18 protein-coding genes and 1 tRNA gene are annotated in these 18,872 nt (G+C 63.4%); 10 read left to right on the top strand and 9 right to left on the bottom strand.

Going from position 1 to position 18,872, the window contains the following annotated elements; all coding sequences use genetic code 11:
* Positions 1-21: 21 nt before the first annotated feature.
* Positions 22-1,461 (top strand): hypothetical protein, encoded by a 1,440-nt coding sequence (locus OPU69_RS09585; RefSeq protein ID WP_498510636.1) that lies wholly within the window; start codon positions 22-24, stop codon positions 1,459-1,461.
* 98 nt (positions 1,462-1,559) lie between these two features.
* On the opposite strand, the gene OPU69_RS09590 is transcribed toward OPU69_RS09585, so the two are convergent.
* From OPU69_RS09590 to OPU69_RS09605, 4 genes are all read right to left on the bottom strand, one after another.
* A complete protein-coding gene (locus OPU69_RS09590) occupies positions 1,560-2,003 on the bottom strand; it encodes an ExbD/TolR family protein (RefSeq protein WP_498510638.1) in 444 nt (147 codons plus the stop codon).
* Between the two features lie 38 nt (positions 2,004-2,041).
* Positions 2,042-2,575, bottom strand: coding sequence for an ExbD/TolR family protein (locus OPU69_RS09595; protein WP_060977890.1), 534 nt, complete (start codon positions 2,573-2,575; stop codon positions 2,042-2,044).
* Positions 2,576-2,752: 177 nt separating this feature from the next.
* Positions 2,753-3,520: a MotA/TolQ/ExbB proton channel family protein gene (locus tag OPU69_RS09600; protein WP_060977891.1), complete on the bottom strand. Its 768-nt coding sequence runs from the start codon at positions 3,518-3,520 to the stop codon at positions 2,753-2,755.
* Positions 3,521-3,617: 97 nt separating this feature from the next.
* On the bottom strand, positions 3,618-4,280 hold the full coding sequence (locus OPU69_RS09605; RefSeq protein ID WP_498510640.1) for an energy transducer TonB: 663 nt from the start codon (positions 4,278-4,280) through the stop codon (positions 3,618-3,620).
* A gap of 313 nt (positions 4,281-4,593) precedes the next feature.
* On the opposite strand from OPU69_RS09605, the gene OPU69_RS09610 reads away from it, so the two are divergent.
* Entirely contained in the window at positions 4,594-5,433 is an 840-nt protein-coding gene (locus OPU69_RS09610) for a hypothetical protein (RefSeq protein WP_498510642.1), read from the top strand.
* Between the two features lie 48 nt (positions 5,434-5,481).
* Here OPU69_RS09610 and OPU69_RS09615 read toward each other — a convergent pair whose 3' ends face one another.
* Entirely contained in the window at positions 5,482-7,548 is a 2,067-nt protein-coding gene (locus OPU69_RS09615) for a S9 family peptidase (protein WP_498510644.1), read from the bottom strand.
* A gap of 222 nt (positions 7,549-7,770) precedes the next feature.
* On the opposite strand from OPU69_RS09615, the gene OPU69_RS09620 reads away from it, so the two are divergent.
* From OPU69_RS09620 to OPU69_RS09630, 3 genes are all read left to right on the top strand, one after another.
* Entirely contained in the window at positions 7,771-9,555 is a 1,785-nt protein-coding gene (locus tag OPU69_RS09620) for an aminopeptidase P family protein (RefSeq protein ID WP_498510798.1), read from the top strand.
* A 252-nt stretch (positions 9,556-9,807) separates the two neighbouring features.
* Entirely contained in the window at positions 9,808-12,477 is a 2,670-nt protein-coding gene (locus OPU69_RS09625) for a TonB-dependent receptor (protein ID WP_060977894.1), read from the top strand.
* A gap of 161 nt (positions 12,478-12,638) precedes the next feature.
* On the top strand, positions 12,639-13,106 hold the full coding sequence (locus tag OPU69_RS09630) for an acyl-CoA thioesterase (RefSeq protein ID WP_060977895.1): 468 nt from the start codon (positions 12,639-12,641) through the stop codon (positions 13,104-13,106).
* A gap of 64 nt (positions 13,107-13,170) precedes the next feature.
* On the opposite strand, the gene OPU69_RS09635 is transcribed toward OPU69_RS09630, so the two are convergent.
* The 3 genes from OPU69_RS09635 to OPU69_RS09645 all read right to left on the bottom strand — a co-directional run bounded on the left by OPU69_RS09635 (position 13,171) and on the right by OPU69_RS09645 (position 14,949).
* Positions 13,171-13,776 carry an FKBP-type peptidyl-prolyl cis-trans isomerase gene (locus tag OPU69_RS09635; protein ID WP_060977896.1) on the bottom strand — a complete coding sequence of 202 codons (606 nt, stop codon included), beginning with the start codon at positions 13,774-13,776 and terminating at the stop codon, positions 13,171-13,173.
* 129 nt (positions 13,777-13,905) lie between these two features.
* Complete coding sequence (gene rpsU, locus OPU69_RS09640; RefSeq protein WP_007688176.1) at positions 13,906-14,112, bottom strand: 30S ribosomal protein S21; 207 nt, start codon at positions 14,110-14,112, stop codon at positions 13,906-13,908.
* 189 nt (positions 14,113-14,301) lie between these two features.
* On the bottom strand, positions 14,302-14,949 hold the full coding sequence (locus OPU69_RS09645; protein ID WP_498510647.1) for an SOS response-associated peptidase: 648 nt from the start codon (positions 14,947-14,949) through the stop codon (positions 14,302-14,304).
* A 30-nt stretch (positions 14,950-14,979) separates the two neighbouring features.
* Here OPU69_RS09645 and OPU69_RS09650 point away from each other — a divergent pair, with 30 nt between their 5' ends.
* Positions 14,980-15,741 (top strand): class II aldolase/adducin family protein, encoded by a 762-nt coding sequence (locus OPU69_RS09650; protein ID WP_060977898.1) that lies wholly within the window; start codon positions 14,980-14,982, stop codon positions 15,739-15,741.
* Positions 15,742-15,803: 62 nt separating this feature from the next.
* Positions 15,804-16,343: a (2Fe-2S)-binding protein gene (locus OPU69_RS09655; RefSeq protein WP_498510650.1), complete on the top strand. Its 540-nt coding sequence runs from the start codon at positions 15,804-15,806 to the stop codon at positions 16,341-16,343.
* Here OPU69_RS09655 and OPU69_RS09660 read toward each other — a convergent pair.
* Positions 16,327-16,998 carry a uracil-DNA glycosylase gene (locus OPU69_RS09660; RefSeq protein WP_498510652.1) on the bottom strand — a complete coding sequence of 224 codons (672 nt, stop codon included), beginning with the start codon at positions 16,996-16,998 and terminating at the stop codon, positions 16,327-16,329. The two genes, OPU69_RS09655 and OPU69_RS09660, sit on opposite strands and share 17 nt — an antisense overlap.
* A gap of 22 nt (positions 16,999-17,020) precedes the next feature.
* On the opposite strand from OPU69_RS09660, the gene folK reads away from it, so the two are divergent.
* The 3 genes from folK to OPU69_RS09675 all read left to right on the top strand — a co-directional run bounded on the left by folK (position 17,021) and on the right by OPU69_RS09675 (position 18,731).
* Complete coding sequence (gene folK, locus OPU69_RS09665) at positions 17,021-17,515, top strand: 2-amino-4-hydroxy-6-hydroxymethyldihydropteridine diphosphokinase (protein WP_060977901.1); 495 nt, start codon at positions 17,021-17,023, stop codon at positions 17,513-17,515.
* Positions 17,516-17,599: 84 nt separating this feature from the next.
* Positions 17,600-17,675, top strand: a tRNA-Lys gene (locus OPU69_RS09670).
* Positions 17,676-17,888: 213 nt separating this feature from the next.
* Positions 17,889-18,731 carry a cobalamin B12-binding domain-containing protein gene (locus OPU69_RS09675; protein ID WP_498510654.1) on the top strand — a complete coding sequence of 281 codons (843 nt, stop codon included), beginning with the start codon at positions 17,889-17,891 and terminating at the stop codon, positions 18,729-18,731.
* Positions 18,732-18,872 lie beyond the last annotated feature (141 nt).

Genomic DNA, 18,872 nt, shown 5'->3' on the forward strand with positions numbered 1-18,872 from the left:
TGGCACCAGGGTCTTAGCAGCATGGCGACACCGCAAGCGGACGAACAGGAGAGCACCGGCGCCGCCGGAGCCAGCGTCCTCGCGCGCCATCCTTCGGCGATCGCGCTGGGTGGAGGGGTCGCTGCAGCGTTCGGCAGCAGCTTCATCCCGATGAATGCCATCGAAGGCTTTGTCACTGCCTATGGCATCGCCGAATTGCTGCCCGCGGCCGCCCCGCCGCTGGGCGATACCGCCAGGCTGGCGCTGAGCGCGGGCATTGGCACACTGACCGCAGGAGCGCTGCTGGCGCTGCTGCCGCGTGCGGAGAGCGACGAAATGGGTTTTGAAACTTCCATCCGGAAAGCCGACAACACCGGCACCGACGCGAGCCAGCCTGGCGCGCCAGTGGCCAAGAGCGGCAAGCTGGCCAGTTGGCTGCGCACGCTGCGCTTCGGCAAGAGCGAACCCGCTCCCGGCACGATCACCGACTTTTCCGACCTCGCCGCGCCGCGCATCCGCAATGGCGACCAGCATCCCGATGCCCCGGTCCGTGCGCCGATCCGCGCCAGCGAAGACCTGGGTGCACCGCTGACCGAGAGCGAGCCGGTCGCGGCAGCGCCGCTCGAACTGGGTGAAAGCATGGCGGTCATCGCACCCGTGAACGCTCCCGAGCCGATTGCGCCGGCCCCTGCCCCGTCGCTGCGCTTTGCGCCCCCGCCCTTTGCAGCGCCGCTCGTCGAGCCTGATATCGAAGAGGACGCCAAAGCGCGCGTCGCCGAGCCGGACGCGCCCGAACCCGAACCTACTGTCGAACTGGCGCAAGCATCGGAAGAACCGGCTACCGACGCGCGGTTCGAGCACGTCGCCGAACCCGAACAAGCCGAAGCGGCATGGTCCGTCGCCGCTGCAGCGCATCCCGTGCTGGATGCCATGCCGGTCGACGCTCTGCCCGAAACCGGGCTGGCGGACGAGCTCGACCATCTCAGCGTGGCCGAATTGCTGGCGCGGCTCGAATCCGGTCTGGCGCGGCGGCGGCACCAGGCGCAAACCGATCGGACCTCTATGGCTGCTGCCGAGACTGGGGCGCAGATTTTCGCGCTTGGGAAGCCGTCGGTCGACGAAACCGGCGAAGGCGAGGCCGTCCGTCCGTTTCGCCTCCGCCTTGGCGATGTTCCGCACTTCGAAGAACAGGCCTTCGCTGCGGACGAACCCACCGAAGTCCCGGTGGTCGAGGACAGCGCTGAAGCGGAGACGGCCAGTTTCCGGGCGCAGCCGCTCTGGGACGAGGAGGTGGAATATCTGCCGCCTTCGGTTTCGACGAGCGCCGCGGAGCCGATGGTCGATGAAGCTGCGACCGACGCGCCAAAAGCCGTCGAAGCCGCCCCTGCGGCACCGGCGGCCACCGAAGACGACATGGACGCCGCGCTGCGCGATGCGCTCGCGACGCTGCGTCAGCTCTCGGATCGCCAGCGCGGCAGCTGATCGCCGCATAGCTGGCACGAAAAAGGGCCAGGCAAAGAAAAAGGGCGGCGTATCGCTACGCCGCCCTTTTCTGTGTCAGCACCAGGGCTGCCGGTCCATTACTGGCCCGGCGGCTTCTGGAAGGTGCCGTACTGTTCGTTACCCACAAAGCCCAGCTTGGTCACGCCGCTGCGCTTGATCACGGCGAGAACCTCGTCAGTGATCTGATAGCGCGAACGGGCGTCCGGCTGGAACTGCAGTTCGGGTTCCGGATCCATGTTGCGGGTCTGCGCCAGAATGCCTGCCAGCTGTCCCTGCGATACCGGGGTGCCGTTCCAGGCAATGGTATCGTTGGTATCGATGGTCAGCTTGTTCTTGACCGGATCGATATCCGTTTGCGGAGGCGTCTGGCTATCGACCGGCAGGTCGATCTTCACCGCATGGGTCTGGACCGGGATGGTGATGATGAACATGATGAGGAGCACGAGCATGACGTCGATCAACGGCGTCGTGTTCATCTCCATCATCGGCTCGCCATCGTCCTTGCCGCCACTCATTGCCATATCAAGCTACTCCAATTCCTGTGTGCGCACCGAAGCGCTTAACCTGCTTCAACCAGCGCGATGGGCGAGGAAATGAAGCCCACCTTGGCGAAACCGGCGCGCTGCACGGTGAAGATTGCGCCACCGATGCAACGATAAGGTGCATTGACGTCACCGCGGATGTGCACTTCGGGAAGATCTTCTTCCTTCAGGTTTTCCACGCCACCGGCATTTTCAATGATCGATTCCAGGCGCTTCACAGCGAGTTCCTGAAGCTCGGCATTGTCCACCGGCGTCACGTTCACATAGACGCGGCATTCGCCGTTCGGGCTTGCGCCCGCGAAGCCTTCGTCACCCGGGCTGAGGCCATTGGCATCAGTCGAGGAAACCGAAAGCAGGATGTTTTCGTTCTTCGTCTCGGTCGGTTCGAATTCGACGACCGGGATTTCCAGATCATCCACCGTCTGGATCACGACCGGGATCGCGATCAGGAAGATGATGAGAAGCACCAGCATCACGTCCACGAGGGGCGTGGTGTTGATGTCCGACATCGGCTTCTCTTCGCCGCCGGCGCCTCCAACGCTCATTGCCATCGCAACAAATCCTATTCTGTCATGCCACTAGCCCGAAAGAGCGGTGGCTGTGTCACCGGCCGGTCGGGAAAACCCGGAACGGCCAGTCTATCCGATGCAGCTTCGGCGACAATCGCCGGGCTGCGCGGGAGGGATGCGGTGCCGGAAAGGCTGGCCGCATCCCTGCCCCATGCCGGATTACTTCTTGATCGGTGCGGCGGCCGGAGCGGCGGGCTTGGCAGCGGGAGCTGCCGGAGCCTTGGTCGCCGGGACCACAGCGCCGTTCGAAGCCATGTAGCCCAGAACGTCGGTCGAAAAGGCGCTCAGCTGAGCAGCGATCAGCTTGTTGCGAGCCTGCAGCCAGTTATAGGCAAGCACGGCGGGAACGGCCACGCCCAGACCCAGTGCGGTCATGATCAGAGCTTCACCGACGGGGCCAGCGACCTGGTCGATCGATGCTTGCCCTGCGATACCGATCTTGATCAGTGCGCGGTAGATACCGATAACGGTACCGAACAGACCGATGAACGGCGAGGTCGCGCCCACGGTTGCCAGGAACGGCAGACCACCAGCCAGCTTGGCGTTGATGGCAGCTTCCGAACGGCTCAGCGAACCGTGCAGCCAGTCATGCGCTTCGACGGGGTCGGTCAGCTTGGCATGCTCTTCCTGTGCCTTCAGGCCGTCGTCGACGATCTGGCGATAGGCGGTGTTCTTCTCGAGCTTGTTGGCGCCTTCCTTCATGCTGCCAGCGCGCCAGAAGGTTTCACGAACCTTGGCACCCTGCGAAAGCACCTTCTGCTGTTCGAACAGCTTGGTGAACAGGATGAAGAACGAACCGAACGACATGATACCCAGGATAACGACGGTGGCGTAAGCGATTACACCGCCCTGCTCGAGAGCTTCCGCGAAACCGAAAGCGTTTTTCGGCGCTTCACCTGCAGCCGCAGCCAGCATTTCAATCAACATCAAAACTTCCTCTCAGAAAATAGATAGAGCGCCGCGTGAAAAATCGGTGCGTCTAGAACCAAAACCCAATCCGCCGCAGCGGCATCCAGTCCAAATGTTACTTCGGAATTTCCCAGCGAACCGCGTTCGAATAGGTATCCGAAATCGCGTTTCCGGCAGCGTCGAGAGCCGGCTTGAAGCGCGCCCTGCGGGTCACGTTCTTGCAGGTCGCCTCGTCGAGGTCGGCATGGCCGCTCGATCCGGTGATCTCGCAGTTCGTCACACGGCCGTCGGGACCGATGGTGACGCGGAAACGAGTGGTACCAGCACGCTCTTCACGCAGTGCGCGAGCGGGGTAATCGTTGGGGGTTGCCCAGCTGCCCGGGTTGCCACGCGGCGATGCACCCGAAGCCTTGGAAGGCGGCGGCGGCGGTGCCGGAGGCGCGGGCGGCGGCGCAGCGACAGGCTGCGGGATGAACACCGGCGGCGGAGTGTTGGTGGTGGTGATGACCGGCGCCGTAGTTGGCGGCGTCCGAACGATCGGCGGCGGCGTTACGACCGGCGGCGGCGTGATCGGCTGGTCCGGCGGAGGTGGCGGCGGCTCTTCCGGCTCGATCACCTCTTCCTCAACGTCAACAACGTTCAGCTTTTCAGCCACCGTCGTAACCGCTTTGTATGCAAGTCCTGTTACCAGGGCATAGATCACCACGATGTGGATCAATGCCACGATAACGAGGGAAACTATCTTGTTTCCGCTTGCCTGTTGATCAGCATAGGCCATTCAGAAACGACGCTCCTTACCCTATTGAAACCCGTCATCCGGGGAGCGCCGACATTGCAATCCACGACACCCGGACAAACCAGCCGATGACCGCAGCTGGTGCATGAAACACACAAGTTGCGGACTGCAACCCGTTAAGGTTTGCCTCCCGCTCCCCAGCCGTGTTCCAGCCTCTGGTTTGTTTTTCTCTTGCCCGAAAGGGGATTTAACGCGCAACTTATCAGCAGGCAATCGCTTAAATGGATTCAGTTTGAATTAACCTTTGAGCCCCGACAGCCGCCCTTCCGGACAGCGAAAACGAGGAGACTCCCCCATGCCGCACGCGCTCAAATCGCTTGCTGCCGCCACCGCCTTAACCGTCGCAATTAGTGGTGGTTTTCCTATCGTATACGGCGCGAATGCACAGGTTTCATCCGAAACGGAGGGACCGGGCTATGTCGCTCTGGCCCGCCTCGCGGATGCCGCTCCGCAGGTGCTGCGGGTACAGGTCAAGAAGACCACCGTCGTCGATCCGGCGCGCGCGCCCGACGTCGCTCCCACTATGGCACGGCTGTTCGTCGAGGCGCAGGTATTGAATCTCATTCGCGGAAAGCAGGGCGTCAGCGAATCGATTCGCTATCTGGTTGACGTGCCGCGTAACGCCAAGGGCAACGTTCCCAAGCTGAAAAAGCAACAGTTCCTGCTGTTCGCCCGCCCCGGGACGCGTGCCGGGGAGGTGCAGCTTGTCTCCAAGGACGCGCAAGTCGCCTGGACCGCGGCCACCGAGCAGCAGGTGCGCACGATCGTGACCGAACTGGTCAGCACCGGGGCACCGCCCGCGATAAAGGGCATCCGCGAGGCGCTGCACGTGCGCGGCAATCTGCAGGGTGAAGGCGAGACGCAGGTCTTTCTGGCAACGTCGACCGGCGACCCGGTATCCATCACCGTCCTGCGCCGTCCCGGCCTGGCACCGCGCTGGGCGGTGTCGCTGACCGAGATCGTGGACGAGGCTGCCGCTCCGCCGAAGCGCAACACGCTGCTCTGGTATCGCCTCGCCTGCTCGCTCCCGCGCGAAATCCCGGCGCGGGCGCTTGTATCCGATACGCCTGCGGACAACGATCTGGCGCGCCGCGACTATAATTTCGTGCTGGAACAGCTCGGTCCCTGCCGCTGAGGCGGCACCGGGGCCGGGCGCATCCGCCCTGCCCCGGCCCCTACCCGCTTACTTGCCCGCCATGCCCATCTGCCAGAGGATGAAGGCGAACTCCTCGGCCGTTTCCTTGAGCGAATCGAACCGGCCCGACTTGCCGCCATGGCCTGCGCCCATATTGGTCTTGAGCAGCAGTGCGTTGTCATCGGTCTTGGTGACGCGCAGCTTCGCCACCCATTTCGCCGGCTCCCAATAGGTCACGCGCGGGTCGTTGAGCCCAGCGGTCACCAGCAGCGGCGGATAGGCTTGGGCCTTCACATTGTCATAGGGGCTGTATGATCGCAGCAGGTCGAACGCCGCCTTGTCGGTGATCGGATTGCCCCATTCGGGCCATTCGCCCGGGGTCAGCGGCAGGCTCTCGTCGAGCATCGTGTTGACCACGTCGACGAAGGGCACATGCGCCACGACCGCGCCCCACAGATCGGGATCGGTGTTGACGACCACGCCCATCAGCTCGCCGCCTGCGGAGCCGCCGCTAGCTGTCACCTTGCCCTTCGAAGTGTAACCCTTGGCGATCAGCCCCTTGGCGACGTCGACAAAATCGTTGAACGTGTTGGTGCGCTTGGTCAGCTTGCCGTCGAGATACCATTTGCGGCCCAGATCGTCGCCGCCGCGGATATGTGCAATGGCATAGGCAAAGCCGCGATCGACCAGGCTGAGCCGGGTGACCGAGAAGCTTGGCGGCACCGCATAGCCATAGGCACCATAAGCATAAAGGTGCAGCGGCGCGCTGCCGTCCTTCCTGAAGCCCTTGCGATAGATGATCGAGACCGGCACCTGCGTCCCATCGCGCGCGGCGATCATCAGCCGCTCGGTCTCGTAGTCGGCGGCGTTGTAGCCCGAGGGCACTTCCTGCACCTTGAGCACGGTCAGCTTCTGCGTCGCGACATCATAATCATAGACGGTGTCGGGCGTGACCATCGATTCATAGGCGAGGCGCAGCACCTTCATGTCCCATTCGGGATTGTCGCCCAATGACGCGGAATAGCTCGCCTCGGGGAAGGTGATCGGCTGGACCTTTTTGGGGTCGGCATAATCCCGGATCTCGATCTGATCGAGGCCACCGCGCCGCCCTTCAATGACATAGAAGTCCTTGAACGCGTTCATGTCGGTCATGTAAAAATCGTCGCTGCCGGGGATGAGCGTCGTCCATTCGCCCGGATTGTCGATGCTCGCAGTGGCGAGGCGGAAGTTCACATGCTCATCATTGGTGTGGATGAACAGCGTGCCGTCGCGCTCCTCGACGTCATATTCGCGGCCCTTCTTGCGCGGGCTGACCAGGATCGGCTCGCCCAGCGGCTTGTCCGCAGGCAGCAGGCGAATCTCGCTGGTCTCGTTGTCGCCGGTGGCGATGACGATGTACTTCTCGTTCGAGGTCATGCCGACATCGACGCGGAAGCCCTCATCCGCTTCCTTGTACAGCTCGACATCCTTGTCCAGCGGCGTGCCCAGCACGTGCAGCCGGGCGTTGTCGGTGCGCCAGTTCTCGTTGGCCAGGCCATAGATCAGCGCCTTGCCATCGGCGGTCCAGACCAGGCTGGAAAGCGTCCCCGGGATGACATCGGGCAAGATGGTGCCGGTGGTCAGATCCTTGAACCGCGCCTCGAACCGCTCCGACCCGTTGTCGTCGACCGAATAGGCGAGCAACCTGCCATCGGGGCTGACCGAGAAGGCGCCGAGGCGGAAATAGTCCTTGTCCCTGGCAAGCTCGGTCTCGTCGAGGATGAGCTGCTTCTCGCCGCCTGCGACCGGCTTGCGATACCATTTCTTGTACTGCGCGCCCTTGTCATACTCGACCCAGTAGAGCCAGTCGCCGTCCTTCTGGGGAACCGAGCTATCGTCCTCCTTGATGCGGCCCTTCATCTCCTCGAACAGCGCGTCGGTGAGCGCCTGGTGCGGCTGCATCGCGGCTTCGAACCAGCGGTTCTCCGATTCCAGATAGGCCAGCACATCGGCATCATCGACCTTGGGATAGCCCTGGTCGCGCAGCCAGTGCCACGGGTCCTGCACGGTCACGCCGTGGCGTTCGTAGCTATAGGGCCGCTGATCGGCGATGGGCGGCTGGGGCGTGTCGGACATGGATGCACTTTCGTTAGCAAGAACGGGGGATGACAGGGCCATTGCCGCCACCAGCGCGGCGCGGGCAATGGCGGATGAGAAACTGGGTCGGATCGGCATGTACGGCTCCCTTCGAACTGGATCACGACAGAACGGTCCGGTCGCCAGACTGGCGCTGGTCACGGATTGTCTCTATCTTGCCGCCCAACCGCTTTTGCAAGGAGTTGATACCCCGCCATGCTGATGTCCACCCATGAAGCCCGCCTCGCCGCCTTGCGCGAAGAAATGAAGCGTCAGGGGCTGGATGGTTTCGTCGTTCCGATCTGTGACGAGCATATGAGCGAATATATCGGCGCCTATGCGCAGCGGCTGGAATGGCTGACGGGTTTTGGTGGATCGGCGGGCAGCGCGGTGGTGCTATCCGACCGGGCGGCGATTTTCGTCGATGGACGCTATACCATCCAGGTGCGCGATCAGGTCGACGGACGGCTGTTCGAATATGTCGGCACCGCGCAGCAGAGCGTTGCAGACTGGCTGGGCGCAAATGTCGGCCAAGGGGCCGTGATCGGCTATGATGCCTGGCTGCACACCCGCGACTGGGTGAAACAGGCGAGCGCAAAGCTGGCCAAGGTCGGCGCGTCGCTCAAGGAAGTGGCAGGCAACCCCGTCGATGCGGTATGGCACGATCAGCCCGCGCGCCCCGATGCGGTGATGAAGCCGCATGCGCTCGAATATGCCGGCAAGGATGCGGGCGAAAAGCGGGCCGATGTCGCAGCCTGGCTGGCGGACGAGAAGCTTGATGCTGCGGTCATCACTGCGCTCGATTCGGTTGCCTGGCTGTTCAACGTGCGCGGCGGCGATGTGACGCACACGCCGGTGACGCTTTCCTATGGCGTGGTGCATCAGGACGGCAGCGCCGACCTCTATGTCGCCCCCGAAAAGGTGACCGACGATCTGCGCGCGCATCTTGGCAACCAGGTCGCGCTGCATGGCTATGACGCCTTTCCTGCAGGGCTCGATGCGCTGAGCGGCAAGGCCGTCGCGGTCGATCCCGAACGCGCGGTCGCGGCGATCTTCGCCCGGCTCGAGGCTGCGGGCGCCAGGATCGTGGCCAAGCGCGACCCGAGCGTGCTGCCGCGCGCAATGAAGAACCAGACCGAGATCGAAGGCCATCGCGCCGCGCAGGCACGCGACGGCGCTGCGGTCAGCCGCTTCCTGCACTGGCTCTCGATCGCTGGCCCGGCAGGCGGTGAGACCGAACTTTCGGCCGCCGCCAAGCTGCTCGAATTCCGCGAGGCGACCGGCAAGCTGATCGACACCTCGTTCGATACCATCTCCGGTGCATCCTCTAACGGCGCGATCTGCCATTATCGCGTATCGGAGGAGACCAATCTGCCGATCGTGATGGACAGCCTGTATCTGGTCGATTCCGGCGGCCAGTATCTCGATGGCACCACCGACATCACCCGCACCATCGCGATCGGTACGCCCACAGCAGAGATGAAGCGTCGCTTCACCCAGGTACTCAAGGGCCATATCGCGCTCGCCACCATCCGCTTCCCCAAGGGCACGACCGGCGGCCAGCTCGATACGCTCGCACGCCAGTTCCTCTGGGCCGATGGCGTCGACTATGCGCATGGCACCGGTCATGGCGTCGGCAGCTTCCTGGCGGTGCATGAAGGCCCGCAGCGCATTGCGGCATTCGGGGGCCAGGGCGAGCCGCTGCGCCCCGGCATGATCTGCTCGAACGAGCCCGGCTATTATAAGGCGGGCGAATATGGCATCCGCATCGAGAATCTGGTGCTGGTCGAGCCGCTCGAGATCGAGGGCGCGGAGCTCGACATGCTCGGCTTCGAGACGCTGACCTTCGCGCCGATCGACCGCAACTGCATCGAACCCGAACTGCTCAGCCCCGCCGAACTCGGCTGGCTCAATGCCTATCATGCCAAGGTGCTGGAGGTGGTAGCGCCGCAGCTAGAGGGCGATGCGCTGGCCTGGCTGGAGGACGCCTGCGCCCCGATCGGTTGACGTCCGCGTCAATTTGGGGCGATCCTACCGCTTTACGCCAACGGAATGCTGCGACGCACAATTGCCGCCGATGCAATTGACGTCGCGGCAAAGGTTAATTGCGTTGCAAGAATGTCACGCAGGTAGCGGAATCGCCTGCGTTTCCTAGCTTTTCATTTGTGACAGTCGGGTGTCAGTCATAAGGACATCCCAAAGCCATACGAGCCCTGGGACGGGGCCGTTCTTGTCAGCCATTTTAGGGGAGAACACCCGATGATCATCACCGACACCCGCCTGAAAACGATTCTGCTTTCGGGTGCAGCGCTCGGCACGCTCGCCATGCCCGCTACTGCCTTTGCGCAGGACACCGCGCAGGATGCCGAGAACGCCGACAGCAACGTCATCATCGTGACCGCATCCAAGCGCGAAACCACGCTGCAGGAAATTCCGATCGCGGTTTCGGTCACCAGCGGCGAAGACATCGAGGACGCCCAGGTTCGTGACCTGATCGACCTCCAGACCCTGGTCCCCAGCTTGCGCGTCTCGCAGCTGCAGAGCTCGGCCAACACCAACTTCATCATCCGCGGCTTCGGCAACGGCGCGAACAACCCCGGCATCGAACCTTCGGTCGGCGTGTTCATCGACGGCGTATACCGCTCGCGCTCGGCTGCGCAGATCGGCGACCTGCCCAACATCCAGCGCGTCGAAGTGCTGCGCGGTCCGCAGTCGACCCTGTTCGGCAAGAACGCATCGGCGGGTATCATCAGCATCGTCACCGAGCGTCCGCAGTTCGAATTCGGCGGTCAGGTCGAAGCGACCTATGGCAATTTCAATGCCCGTATCCTGCGCGGCGACATTACCGGCCCGATCAGCGAGACCCTCGCCTTCAGCCTCGCCGGCAACATCAACAAGCGCGACGGCTATGCGCGCGACCTGAACCTGGGGCAGAAGTTCAATAACCGCGACCGCTGGGGCGTGCGCGGCCAGCTGCTCTGGGAGCCCAGCGCCGACCTGTCGTTCCGCCTGATCGGCGATTATGACAAGATCGACGAAAACTGCTGTATCGCTGCCAATGTCCGCGAGAACCCGGCCATCACCGCAGCGCTGCGCGCTGCCAGCGGCCAGGCGCGTCCGCTCGAGGCGGCCGATCCGTTCTCGTATCGCGTGCGCAACAACATCCCCTCGACCAACGAGATCGAGAACTATGGCGCCTCGCTGCAGGGTGACTGGAATGTCGGCGCGCTGACCTTCACCAGCATCACCGCTTATCGCGAAGTGCGTTCGCTGACCAATCAGGATTCGGACTTCACCAGCGCCGACCTGATCGGCCAGAACCTCGCCAACACCTCGATCGACACCTTCACGCAGGAACTGCGCGTCGCTTCGGACTTTGACGGCCCGCTGAACTTCCTGCTCGGCGGCTTCTATTTCAACGAAGACATCAAGTTCACCAACGACCTGCTGTTCGGTCGCGACTTCCGTGGCTATGCCAGCGCGCTGATCGGCCCTGCCGTCGGTGGTGCCGCCGGTGTCGAAGCGCTGCTGGGCGTGCCCAACAACACCTTCTTCCGCCAGGGCCAGGGCATTTTCGACGACTTCACCTATGGCAACGACGCGTTCTCGCTGTTCGGCCAGTTCGACCTGAAGCCGACCGATCGGCTGACCTTCACCTTCGGCTTCAACTATACCGAAGACAAGAAGCGCGTCCGTTCGAACGTCGTCAGCACCGACCCGTTCTCGGCGCTCGATTTCGTCGCCATCGGCAACACGCTGATCACGCAGCAGGCGACCGCTACCACGGTCGGCCAGCTTCTTGGCCTGCCCGGTGCAGCCAATGCCGCACAGATCGGCGCTTTCGCGGCGGCAAATCCCGCTGGATTCGCTCAGGTTCAGCAGGGCGCTGCGGCCTTTGCCCGTGCGAACAACACCAACCCGGCGGTGAACCCGCTGCTCGGCCTGCGCGCGCTGCAGTTCCTGCCGCCTTTCCTCAACTTCCCCAACGCGGTGGAAAGCGGCCGGACCAAGGACGACGATTTCTCGTACACCATCCGTGCGAACTACGAGATCACCGACAATCTGAACATCTACGCCACCTATGCCACCGGCTTCAAGGCGACCTCGTTCAACCTGTCGCGTGACAGCCGTCCGTTCCCGACCGACTTCATCCCGGGCTCGCCGGTCAACAATCCGGCTGCTTCGCCGATCCGCAATGCCGGTCTGGCGCTGCCGAACCTGACCACCGGTTCGCGCTTTGCGGGTCCCGAAGAATCGGAAGTCTATGAAGCCGGCATCAAGGCCCAGTGGCCGCTGGTCGCGTTCAACCTGACCGTGTTCAAGCAGTCGATCCGCGGCTTCCAGAGCAACGTCTTCACCGGCACCGGCTTCGCGCTCGCCAATGCGGGCAAGCAGTCGACCTTCGGTATCGAGTTCGACGGCAGCGTGCGCCCGACCGATGGCCTCAACCTGTTCGTCGCGTTCACCTATCTCGATCCGAAATATGACAGCTTCCTGAACTCGGCGGTGGGCGATCTGACCGGTGCGACCCCGGCGGGCATCCCTGCCCTGTCGGCATCGATGGGCGGTTCGTACACCTATGAATTCGCAAGCGGCACCAAGTTCACCGTTCGCGGCGACTATGCCTATGAAAGCGACGTGCAGATCGCCGAAGGTCTGCCGGGCTTCATCGTCACCAACCCGAACGGTACCCGCAATTTCCAGCCCGCGCTGGACATTGCCCGCCAGTTCCGTCGCCAGACCGACCTGGTCAACGTGTCGGCGACGCTCGAGCTGACCAATGGCTTCGAGATCAGCGCCTGGGCACGCAACCTGCTCGACGACCGGTTCATCTCGACCGTGTTCGACTCGGTGGCGCAGTCGCAGAGCATCTCGGGCTATCCCAGCCTGCCGCGCACCTATGGCGGTTCGATCCGCTTCAAGTTCTGATCCAATCACGGTTTGACCGGGCTTGGTCACGATCAGGTTGGCAAGAGACCCAACCGATTGAAAACAGGGAAATGGGGGGCTTCATGCCCCCCTTTTTTTGTGCCCAGCATTGTGTATGCGGAGCAGACGATCCGGAAACGAGAACGAGAGAGGGGAACAGCATGTCGGACGCGCCCATCCGCGCCCATTATCGCAGCATCGCGCCCAAGCGCGTGCACTATCACGAGGTCGATATGCAGAATATCGTCTTCAACGCGAACTATCTGATGTACGCCGATGTCGGCATCACCGAATATTTCCGCGCGCTCAATCTGGCGAGCGGAAAGCCCGAGAGCACCGGCTTCAACCTGTTCGGTCCCGATCACGACATGATGGTGCGCCACGCCGATGTCGATTTCCGTGGCAGCGCCGTCGCAGATGACATCATCGACCTCGCGGTGCGCATCAAGCGCTTTGGCTCGAGCTCGCTGACCAGCGAGTGCGCCATCTTTCGCGGTGACGAACTGCTCACCGTGGTGACGATCAGCTATGTCCATTTCGCGATCGCGACCCGTCGCCCCGCGCCGGTGCCGCAATGGTTCAAGGACATGGTCGCCGCGTTCGAGCCGGTTCGCCCCGAAGGCGTCTGACCGCCAGAAACTGAAGCCAAAGAAAAAGCCCGGTGTTGGCACCGGGCTTTTTCGTGTTTCCAGATCAGTTGCCCGGCATGCCCGGCGGCGGCGCCCCCGGAGGACCACCCGGCGCACCCTGGCCTTGGAGCTGCTGCTGCATGGCGCGCAGCTGCATCTCGGGGATGAACTCGATCAGGTCGACGTCGAAAACCAGCAGGCTGTTGGCGGGAATGACGACTTCGCCGGTCTGCGGATTCTTCTTCTCTTCCGCGCCATAGCCGAGCTCGGGCGGGATCCAGAGGCGATACTTGCCGCCGCGCTGCATCTTCTTCAGCGCCTCGGAAAAGCCCGGGATCGATCCGGCAACGGGCATCGGCACCCGCTGGTTGGCATCGAACGGCGTGCCGTCCATCAGCGTGCCCTGATAGTTGATCAGCGTGACGTCCGCATCGGTCGGCGAAGGGCCACTACCCTTGACCAGTTCCTTGAACTGCAGGCCGCTTTCGGTGGTCACCACGCCCGGTTCATCGCCATTGCTGGCAAGAAAGCCGGCGGCCGATTGCGGCACCGACTGCAGGCCGGCCCAGGCCGTGCCGCCCGCAATGGCAACAGCGGCGGCAACACCGATCCACAATTTGGTCAGCGAGCCCTTGGCCAGCGGCGGGATGGGAACGCGGGTAACGGACATGGCAGCCTCCGGTTATCGTACCACAAACCCCTGAAAAGCACTGCAAGGCCTCCACCTTCCAGTCCCATCAGGGGTCGTTGCGACGAATCGGCGTCCCCGACCCGTCAGGTTAGCGATGCTATAACCGGCTTATTTCGCGCCGTCACGTTCCATGCGCTTGCGCTCCAGCTTGCGTGCACGACGCACGGCAGCGGCCTTTTCACGCGCGCGCTTTTCGCTGGGCTTCTCGTAATGCCGACGCAGCTTCATCTCGCGATACACACCTTCGCGCTGCAGCTTCTTCTTGAGCGCCCGCAGCGCCTGGTCAACATTGTTATCGCGTACGAGAATCTGCATAAACTTACGTCAGCTCCATTTCGATTCACGGCCTGCAAACCCGCTCGCGCCACGCCGAGGGGCGCGGAAAACGGACAGCAAAGCCAAAGCTAGAAGGCCAATAAAACAGGGCACGCCAGCCGCATGGCTGTCGGTCACGCGGGGCCGATACCAGCGCGCATCGGCATTTTCAAGGAATTTCGGCACGTTTCAGCCGAAAAGCCCAGGCTGTGCCTCGCTTGCATCGGTTGGCGACACAGGGGGCAGCTCGGCCATGGCATTATCGGGAAAGGGTGCGACCAGCCGCTCGGCTTCCTCCCATTCGGCGCGCAGCCATTGCCCCAGACCGTCGCCCGCCAGCATCACCGGCATCGCCTTGGGATGAACCGCACCGACCAGCGCATTGGGCTCGCAGGTAAGAAAGGCGAAGCGTGCGCCCTCCTCCACCGGGCGCCAGATGCCCGCAAAGGCGAAGGGTTCGCCCGATGCAAGCGCAAACCAGTGCTGCCGCTTGCGCTTCGTGACAGGATCGGGGGCGGCGCCATATTCGCAGAACGCGGTCACCGGCACCAGGCAGCGCCGCGCCCGATCGCGCAGCGCGCCGCGCCACATCGGCGAGTTCAGGTTACGCACATTGGTGATCGGCCGCTTGACCTCGCCGAAAGGGGGCCAGCCCCAGCGCATCGTCGCGAGGCTAGCGCCCTGCCCCTGCGCCACCAGCACTGGTGCCTCGTAATCGGGATAGATGCCCTCGAACGGCGGCAGGTTCGCCCCGCCCAGATCGACCGTACCCAGCGCCGTACCGAACAACTGGCGGATTGCATCGGCGTTGCTTGTCATGCGATACAGGTTGCACATAGCCACCAAAGATAGAGACAGGAGAGCGTGATGGCCACCGCGTTGAAGCCGAGCCCCCAGATGACCACCGAGGAGCATGAAGCGCGCAAGCTGCTCGCCTCCTGTTACCGCGTGTTCGACATGATGGGTTGGTCGGAAATGATCTACAACCACATCACGCTCAAGGTGCCGGGCGAGGAAGACGCCTTCCTGATCAACCCCTATGGCCTGCATTTCAGCGAGGTCTGCGCTTCCAACCTGGTCAAGATCAATTCCGATGGCGAAAAGCTCGACGGCTCGCCCTATCCGGTGAACAAGGCGGGCTTCACCCAGCACAGCGTGTTCCACAAGGAACTGCCGGACATGCACTGCATCATCCACACGCACACCACCGCGACCATGGCGGTCTGTTCGACCGAAGGCGGGTTGCAGCCGACCAATTTCTATGCGTGCAACTTCATCGGCAACATCGCCTATCATGATTTCGAGGGCGTCACCGTCCGCGCTGAAGAAGGCGCGCGGCTGGTCGAGGCCGTTCGCGGGAAGCGGGTGCTGATGCTGAAGAACCATGGCCCCGTCGTCATGGGCCGCACCCTGCCAGAGGCATTCATCACCTATTGGTCGCTCCAGCGCGCGTGCGAGATCCAGCTCGCCACCATGTCGATGGGCAAGCCGATCATCGTGCCCGACGAGGTGGTCGCGGTGCACCAGCGCGATCTCAGCCAGGTGCAGCTGCCAATGGGCGCAGGCGTGCCCGATTTTGCCGCGATGGTGCGCAAGGTCGACAAGATCGACCCGAGCTGGCGCGACTGATCCGCATCCGGGCGGTCTGTGATGGGTGACTTGCAAGCGCGGCTCGGATAAGCGCTGAGCCCATGACCAAGTTCACCGTCAACGACCGCCCGGTCCAGTACCGGCTCGACCCGGAGACGCCGCTGCTCTGGGCGCTGCGCGATGCCTCGAACCTCACCGGCACGAAATATGGCTGCGGCAACGGCGATTGCGGCGCGTGCATGGTCGTGGTCGATGGCGAGGCGATCCGCTCGTGCCTGGTCAGCATCGCCGAGGTCGAAGGGCGCTATGTCACCACGATCGAGGCGCTGAGCCGCGATCGCAGCCACCCGGTGCAGCAGGCGTTCGTCGCCGAACAGGCGGTACAATGCGGCTTCTGCACCCCGGGCATGATCATCGCGGCGAGCGTGCTGCTGCGCAAGCACAGCGATCCCAGCGATGCCGAGATCGACGCCGCGATCCGCAACCTGTGCCGCTGCGGCACCTATCCGCGCGTGCGCGCCGCGATCAAGCGGGCGGGCCGGGTGATGCGCCGTCAGGAAACGATCGCTGCCGCACCGCCGCCGGGCATCTCGCCCGAGGACGCGGCCAAGGACGTGCCCGCGCTCACCCCGCCGGAGTGATCTCGTCGCGTGCAGCCAGCGCGCGCTCGAACACCGCCTCGAACATCGCTTCGGTCAGCCGCCCGGTATTGGTGTTGTACCGGCTGCAATGATAGCTGTCGATCAGCACCCGCCCGTCGCCCAGATCGTGCCGGGCATTGTGCGCAAATGGAAAGGCAGCCGCGCGCAGCCCCAGATGCCGCAGGAAGCTGTCATGCGCGATCCGGCCGAGCGCGATGAACACGCGAAGCTGGGGCAGCGCATCGAGCTGCGCGGACAGGAAGCGGCGGCAGGTGTTGATCTCGGATGGCGTCGGCTTGTTCTGCGGCGGCAGGCACTTGACCGAATTGATGATGATAATGCCCTCGAGTTCCAGCCCGTCATCGATCCGCGATTGGTATGTGCCGCGCGACAGACCGAACTTCGCGAAGGTCGCAAACAGCAGGTCGCCCGCATAATCACCGGTGAACGGGCGGCCCGTGCGGTTCGCTCCGTGCATGCCGGGGGCCAGCCCGACAATGCCCAGCCAGGCGTTCGCATCGCCAAAGGCGGGGACCGGCGCGTTCCACCATTCGGGGTGCCTGGCCTGGCATTCGCGGCGCAGCGCGACGAGGCGCGGGCACAGCAGGCAATCGACCGGGGGTTCGGTATGCGCAATGGGGCTTAACTCCATCATGCTCCCGCGCTAGGCGCTGGGCATGGATGAGGCAAGTACGCAGCATTTTCTGATCGCGCTGGGATCTAACCGGCGTCATCATCGCATCGGAACTCCACGCAAGGTGCTCGATGCCGCATTGCTCGCGCTGGCGAACGAAGGGGTCGATGTCCTGGCCGTCGCGCCCGTGATCGAGACTGCGCCGATCGGCCCCTCTCTGCGCCGCTATGCCAATGGCGCAGCGATCATCACCACGCCGTTGCTGCCCGATGCGCTGCTGGCGCTGTTCAAGCGGGTCGAGGCGCGCTTCGGCAGGCGGCGCGGTCAGCGCTGGTCGGCGCGCACGCTCGATCTCGACATCATCCTGTGGTCGGGCGGCAGCTGGTATTCCCCTTCCCCGCCGCTCATCGTGCCGCACCCGGCCTATCGCACCCGCGCCTTCGTGCTGCGCCCCGCCGCGACGATCGCCCCAAACTGGCGCGACCCGCTGACCGGGCTCAGCATCGCGCAGCTTTGCCATCGTGCGTCACGGGGTTGACCCGATGGGCCGGCCCGACTAGGGGGATGCCCGCACCCGGGTCCGCCCGGCCACCGATGGCGCAACCCTCGCGCCACCCCCAGGGGGCCCTTAGCTCAGTCGGTAGAGCAACTGACTTTTAATCAGTAGGTCGCTGGTTCGAACCCAGCAGGGCTCACCATTTCCAAAAATGCACGGACTTGGAGCACGTCGGACGTTTCCGGCTTTCCGCAAGCCGCTGATGATTGTCGTTCGTTCCGCCAACAGGAAGTTCTCGACAATCCGGTCCGGCCATGATGTTGTTCGTCCATAGAATTCCGAAGCAGTGAACGCATAGGAGAGGGCCATGGGGCGAGGCGCGCAGGCACCGATCCCGCAGATCGATCGACACAGCTTGCGGCGGCTGGAAACGCATTTCGTTGCGCCGGACATTTATCGGCGGGGTGACCTCGCGCTGCGCCAGAGCCAGCTTGCGCAGATGGTCGCCGATCGGGTGATACCGCAGCTGCTGCGCCTGCACGACGAGATCGTGCCAGAAGCGCCGTCGGTGGAGGCGGTGCTCTCCGTCCTGGCGCCCAATCGCGGCGACATTGCGGGACTTGCCGACATTGTTCTTGGCGACGATCTCAAAGCGGCGGTGCGCTATGTGATTGTGCTCCGCGACCGTGGGCTTTCGATGGAAACGCTTTTCATCGAGCTGCTCGAGCCGACAGCCCGGCACCTGGGCGAGATGTGGGACAATGATGCCTGCGACTTCATCGACGTGACACTCGGCGTCGCACGGCTGCAGAAGCTGCTCGCCGCGTTCAACGACACGCATGTCTGCGATGCACTCGACATGCGGCGCACTGTCCTGATGGCCATGACGCCCGGCGATCAGCATTTTTTCGGCGTAACCATGGTGGAGCGGTTTCTGGAAGCGTCGGGCTGGAAGGTGCAGACCGAAACGGCCGCGTGCGCCGAGGAGATCGCCGACGCCGCGAGGACACGCTGGTTTGCAGTTGCCGGTCTTACTGCCGGCTCCACCCAGATGATCGACAGCCTTTCCGAGACTATCGCTCTGATCCGCAAGCGCTCGCAAAACCCGCATATCGGCATCATGGTCGGCGGGCCGCTTTTTGCCGAGGATCCTTCGCTGGTTGCCGCCGTTGGTGCCGACGCGACAGCCCCCAGTGCACCTACTGCCGTCCTGGTGGCGCAAAAGCTCTCGGATGCAGCATCCGCCCATTTGAACTGAGCTCGGTCAAATCGCCACGCCCGGCAAGGTACTTCCATAAAACTGGGTTTGATCGATGCCGCGATGCCGGGTCGGCAGGCTGGACATTCGTATACCGTTCGTCGAAGACGGGCTTCCCCGTTTGCAATCATGCACTTATGG

It is taken from the genome of Blastomonas sp. 34TW (genome assembly GCF_059803595.1).

Bases quoted from the DNA above. Each gene is read 5' to 3' on its own strand.
- OPU69_RS09585 (WP_498510636.1), top strand. From the start codon at position 22: ATGGCGACACCGCAAGCGGACGAACAGGAGAGCACCGGCGCCGCCGGA.
- OPU69_RS09590 (WP_498510638.1), bottom strand. From the start codon at position 2,003: ATGGCAATGAGTGGCGGCAAGGACGATGGCGAGCCGATGATGGAGATG.
- OPU69_RS09595 (WP_060977890.1), bottom strand. From the start codon at position 2,575: ATGGCAATGAGCGTTGGAGGCGCCGGCGGCGAAGAGAAGCCGATGTCG.
- OPU69_RS09600 (WP_060977891.1), bottom strand. From the start codon at position 3,520: ATGTTGATTGAAATGCTGGCTGCGGCTGCAGGTGAAGCGCCGAAAAAC.
- OPU69_RS09605 (WP_498510640.1), bottom strand. From the start codon at position 4,280: ATGGCCTATGCTGATCAACAGGCAAGCGGAAACAAGATAGTTTCCCTC.
- OPU69_RS09610 (WP_498510642.1), top strand. From the start codon at position 4,594: ATGCCGCACGCGCTCAAATCGCTTGCTGCCGCCACCGCCTTAACCGTC.
- OPU69_RS09615 (WP_498510644.1), bottom strand. From the start codon at position 7,548: ATGTCCGACACGCCCCAGCCGCCCATCGCCGATCAGCGGCCCTATAGC.
- OPU69_RS09620 (WP_498510798.1), top strand. From the start codon at position 7,771: ATGTCCACCCATGAAGCCCGCCTCGCCGCCTTGCGCGAAGAAATGAAG.
- OPU69_RS09625 (WP_060977894.1), top strand. From the start codon at position 9,808: ATGATCATCACCGACACCCGCCTGAAAACGATTCTGCTTTCGGGTGCA.
- OPU69_RS09630 (WP_060977895.1), top strand. From the start codon at position 12,639: ATGTCGGACGCGCCCATCCGCGCCCATTATCGCAGCATCGCGCCCAAG.
- OPU69_RS09635 (WP_060977896.1), bottom strand. From the start codon at position 13,776: ATGTCCGTTACCCGCGTTCCCATCCCGCCGCTGGCCAAGGGCTCGCTG.
- rpsU (WP_007688176.1), bottom strand. From the start codon at position 14,112: ATGCAGATTCTCGTACGCGATAACAATGTTGACCAGGCGCTGCGGGCG.
- OPU69_RS09645 (WP_498510647.1), bottom strand. From the start codon at position 14,949: ATGTGCAACCTGTATCGCATGACAAGCAACGCCGATGCAATCCGCCAG.
- OPU69_RS09650 (WP_060977898.1), top strand. From the start codon at position 14,980: ATGGCCACCGCGTTGAAGCCGAGCCCCCAGATGACCACCGAGGAGCAT.
- OPU69_RS09655 (WP_498510650.1), top strand. From the start codon at position 15,804: ATGACCAAGTTCACCGTCAACGACCGCCCGGTCCAGTACCGGCTCGAC.
- OPU69_RS09660 (WP_498510652.1), bottom strand. From the start codon at position 16,998: ATGATGGAGTTAAGCCCCATTGCGCATACCGAACCCCCGGTCGATTGC.
- folK (WP_060977901.1), top strand. From the start codon at position 17,021: ATGGATGAGGCAAGTACGCAGCATTTTCTGATCGCGCTGGGATCTAAC.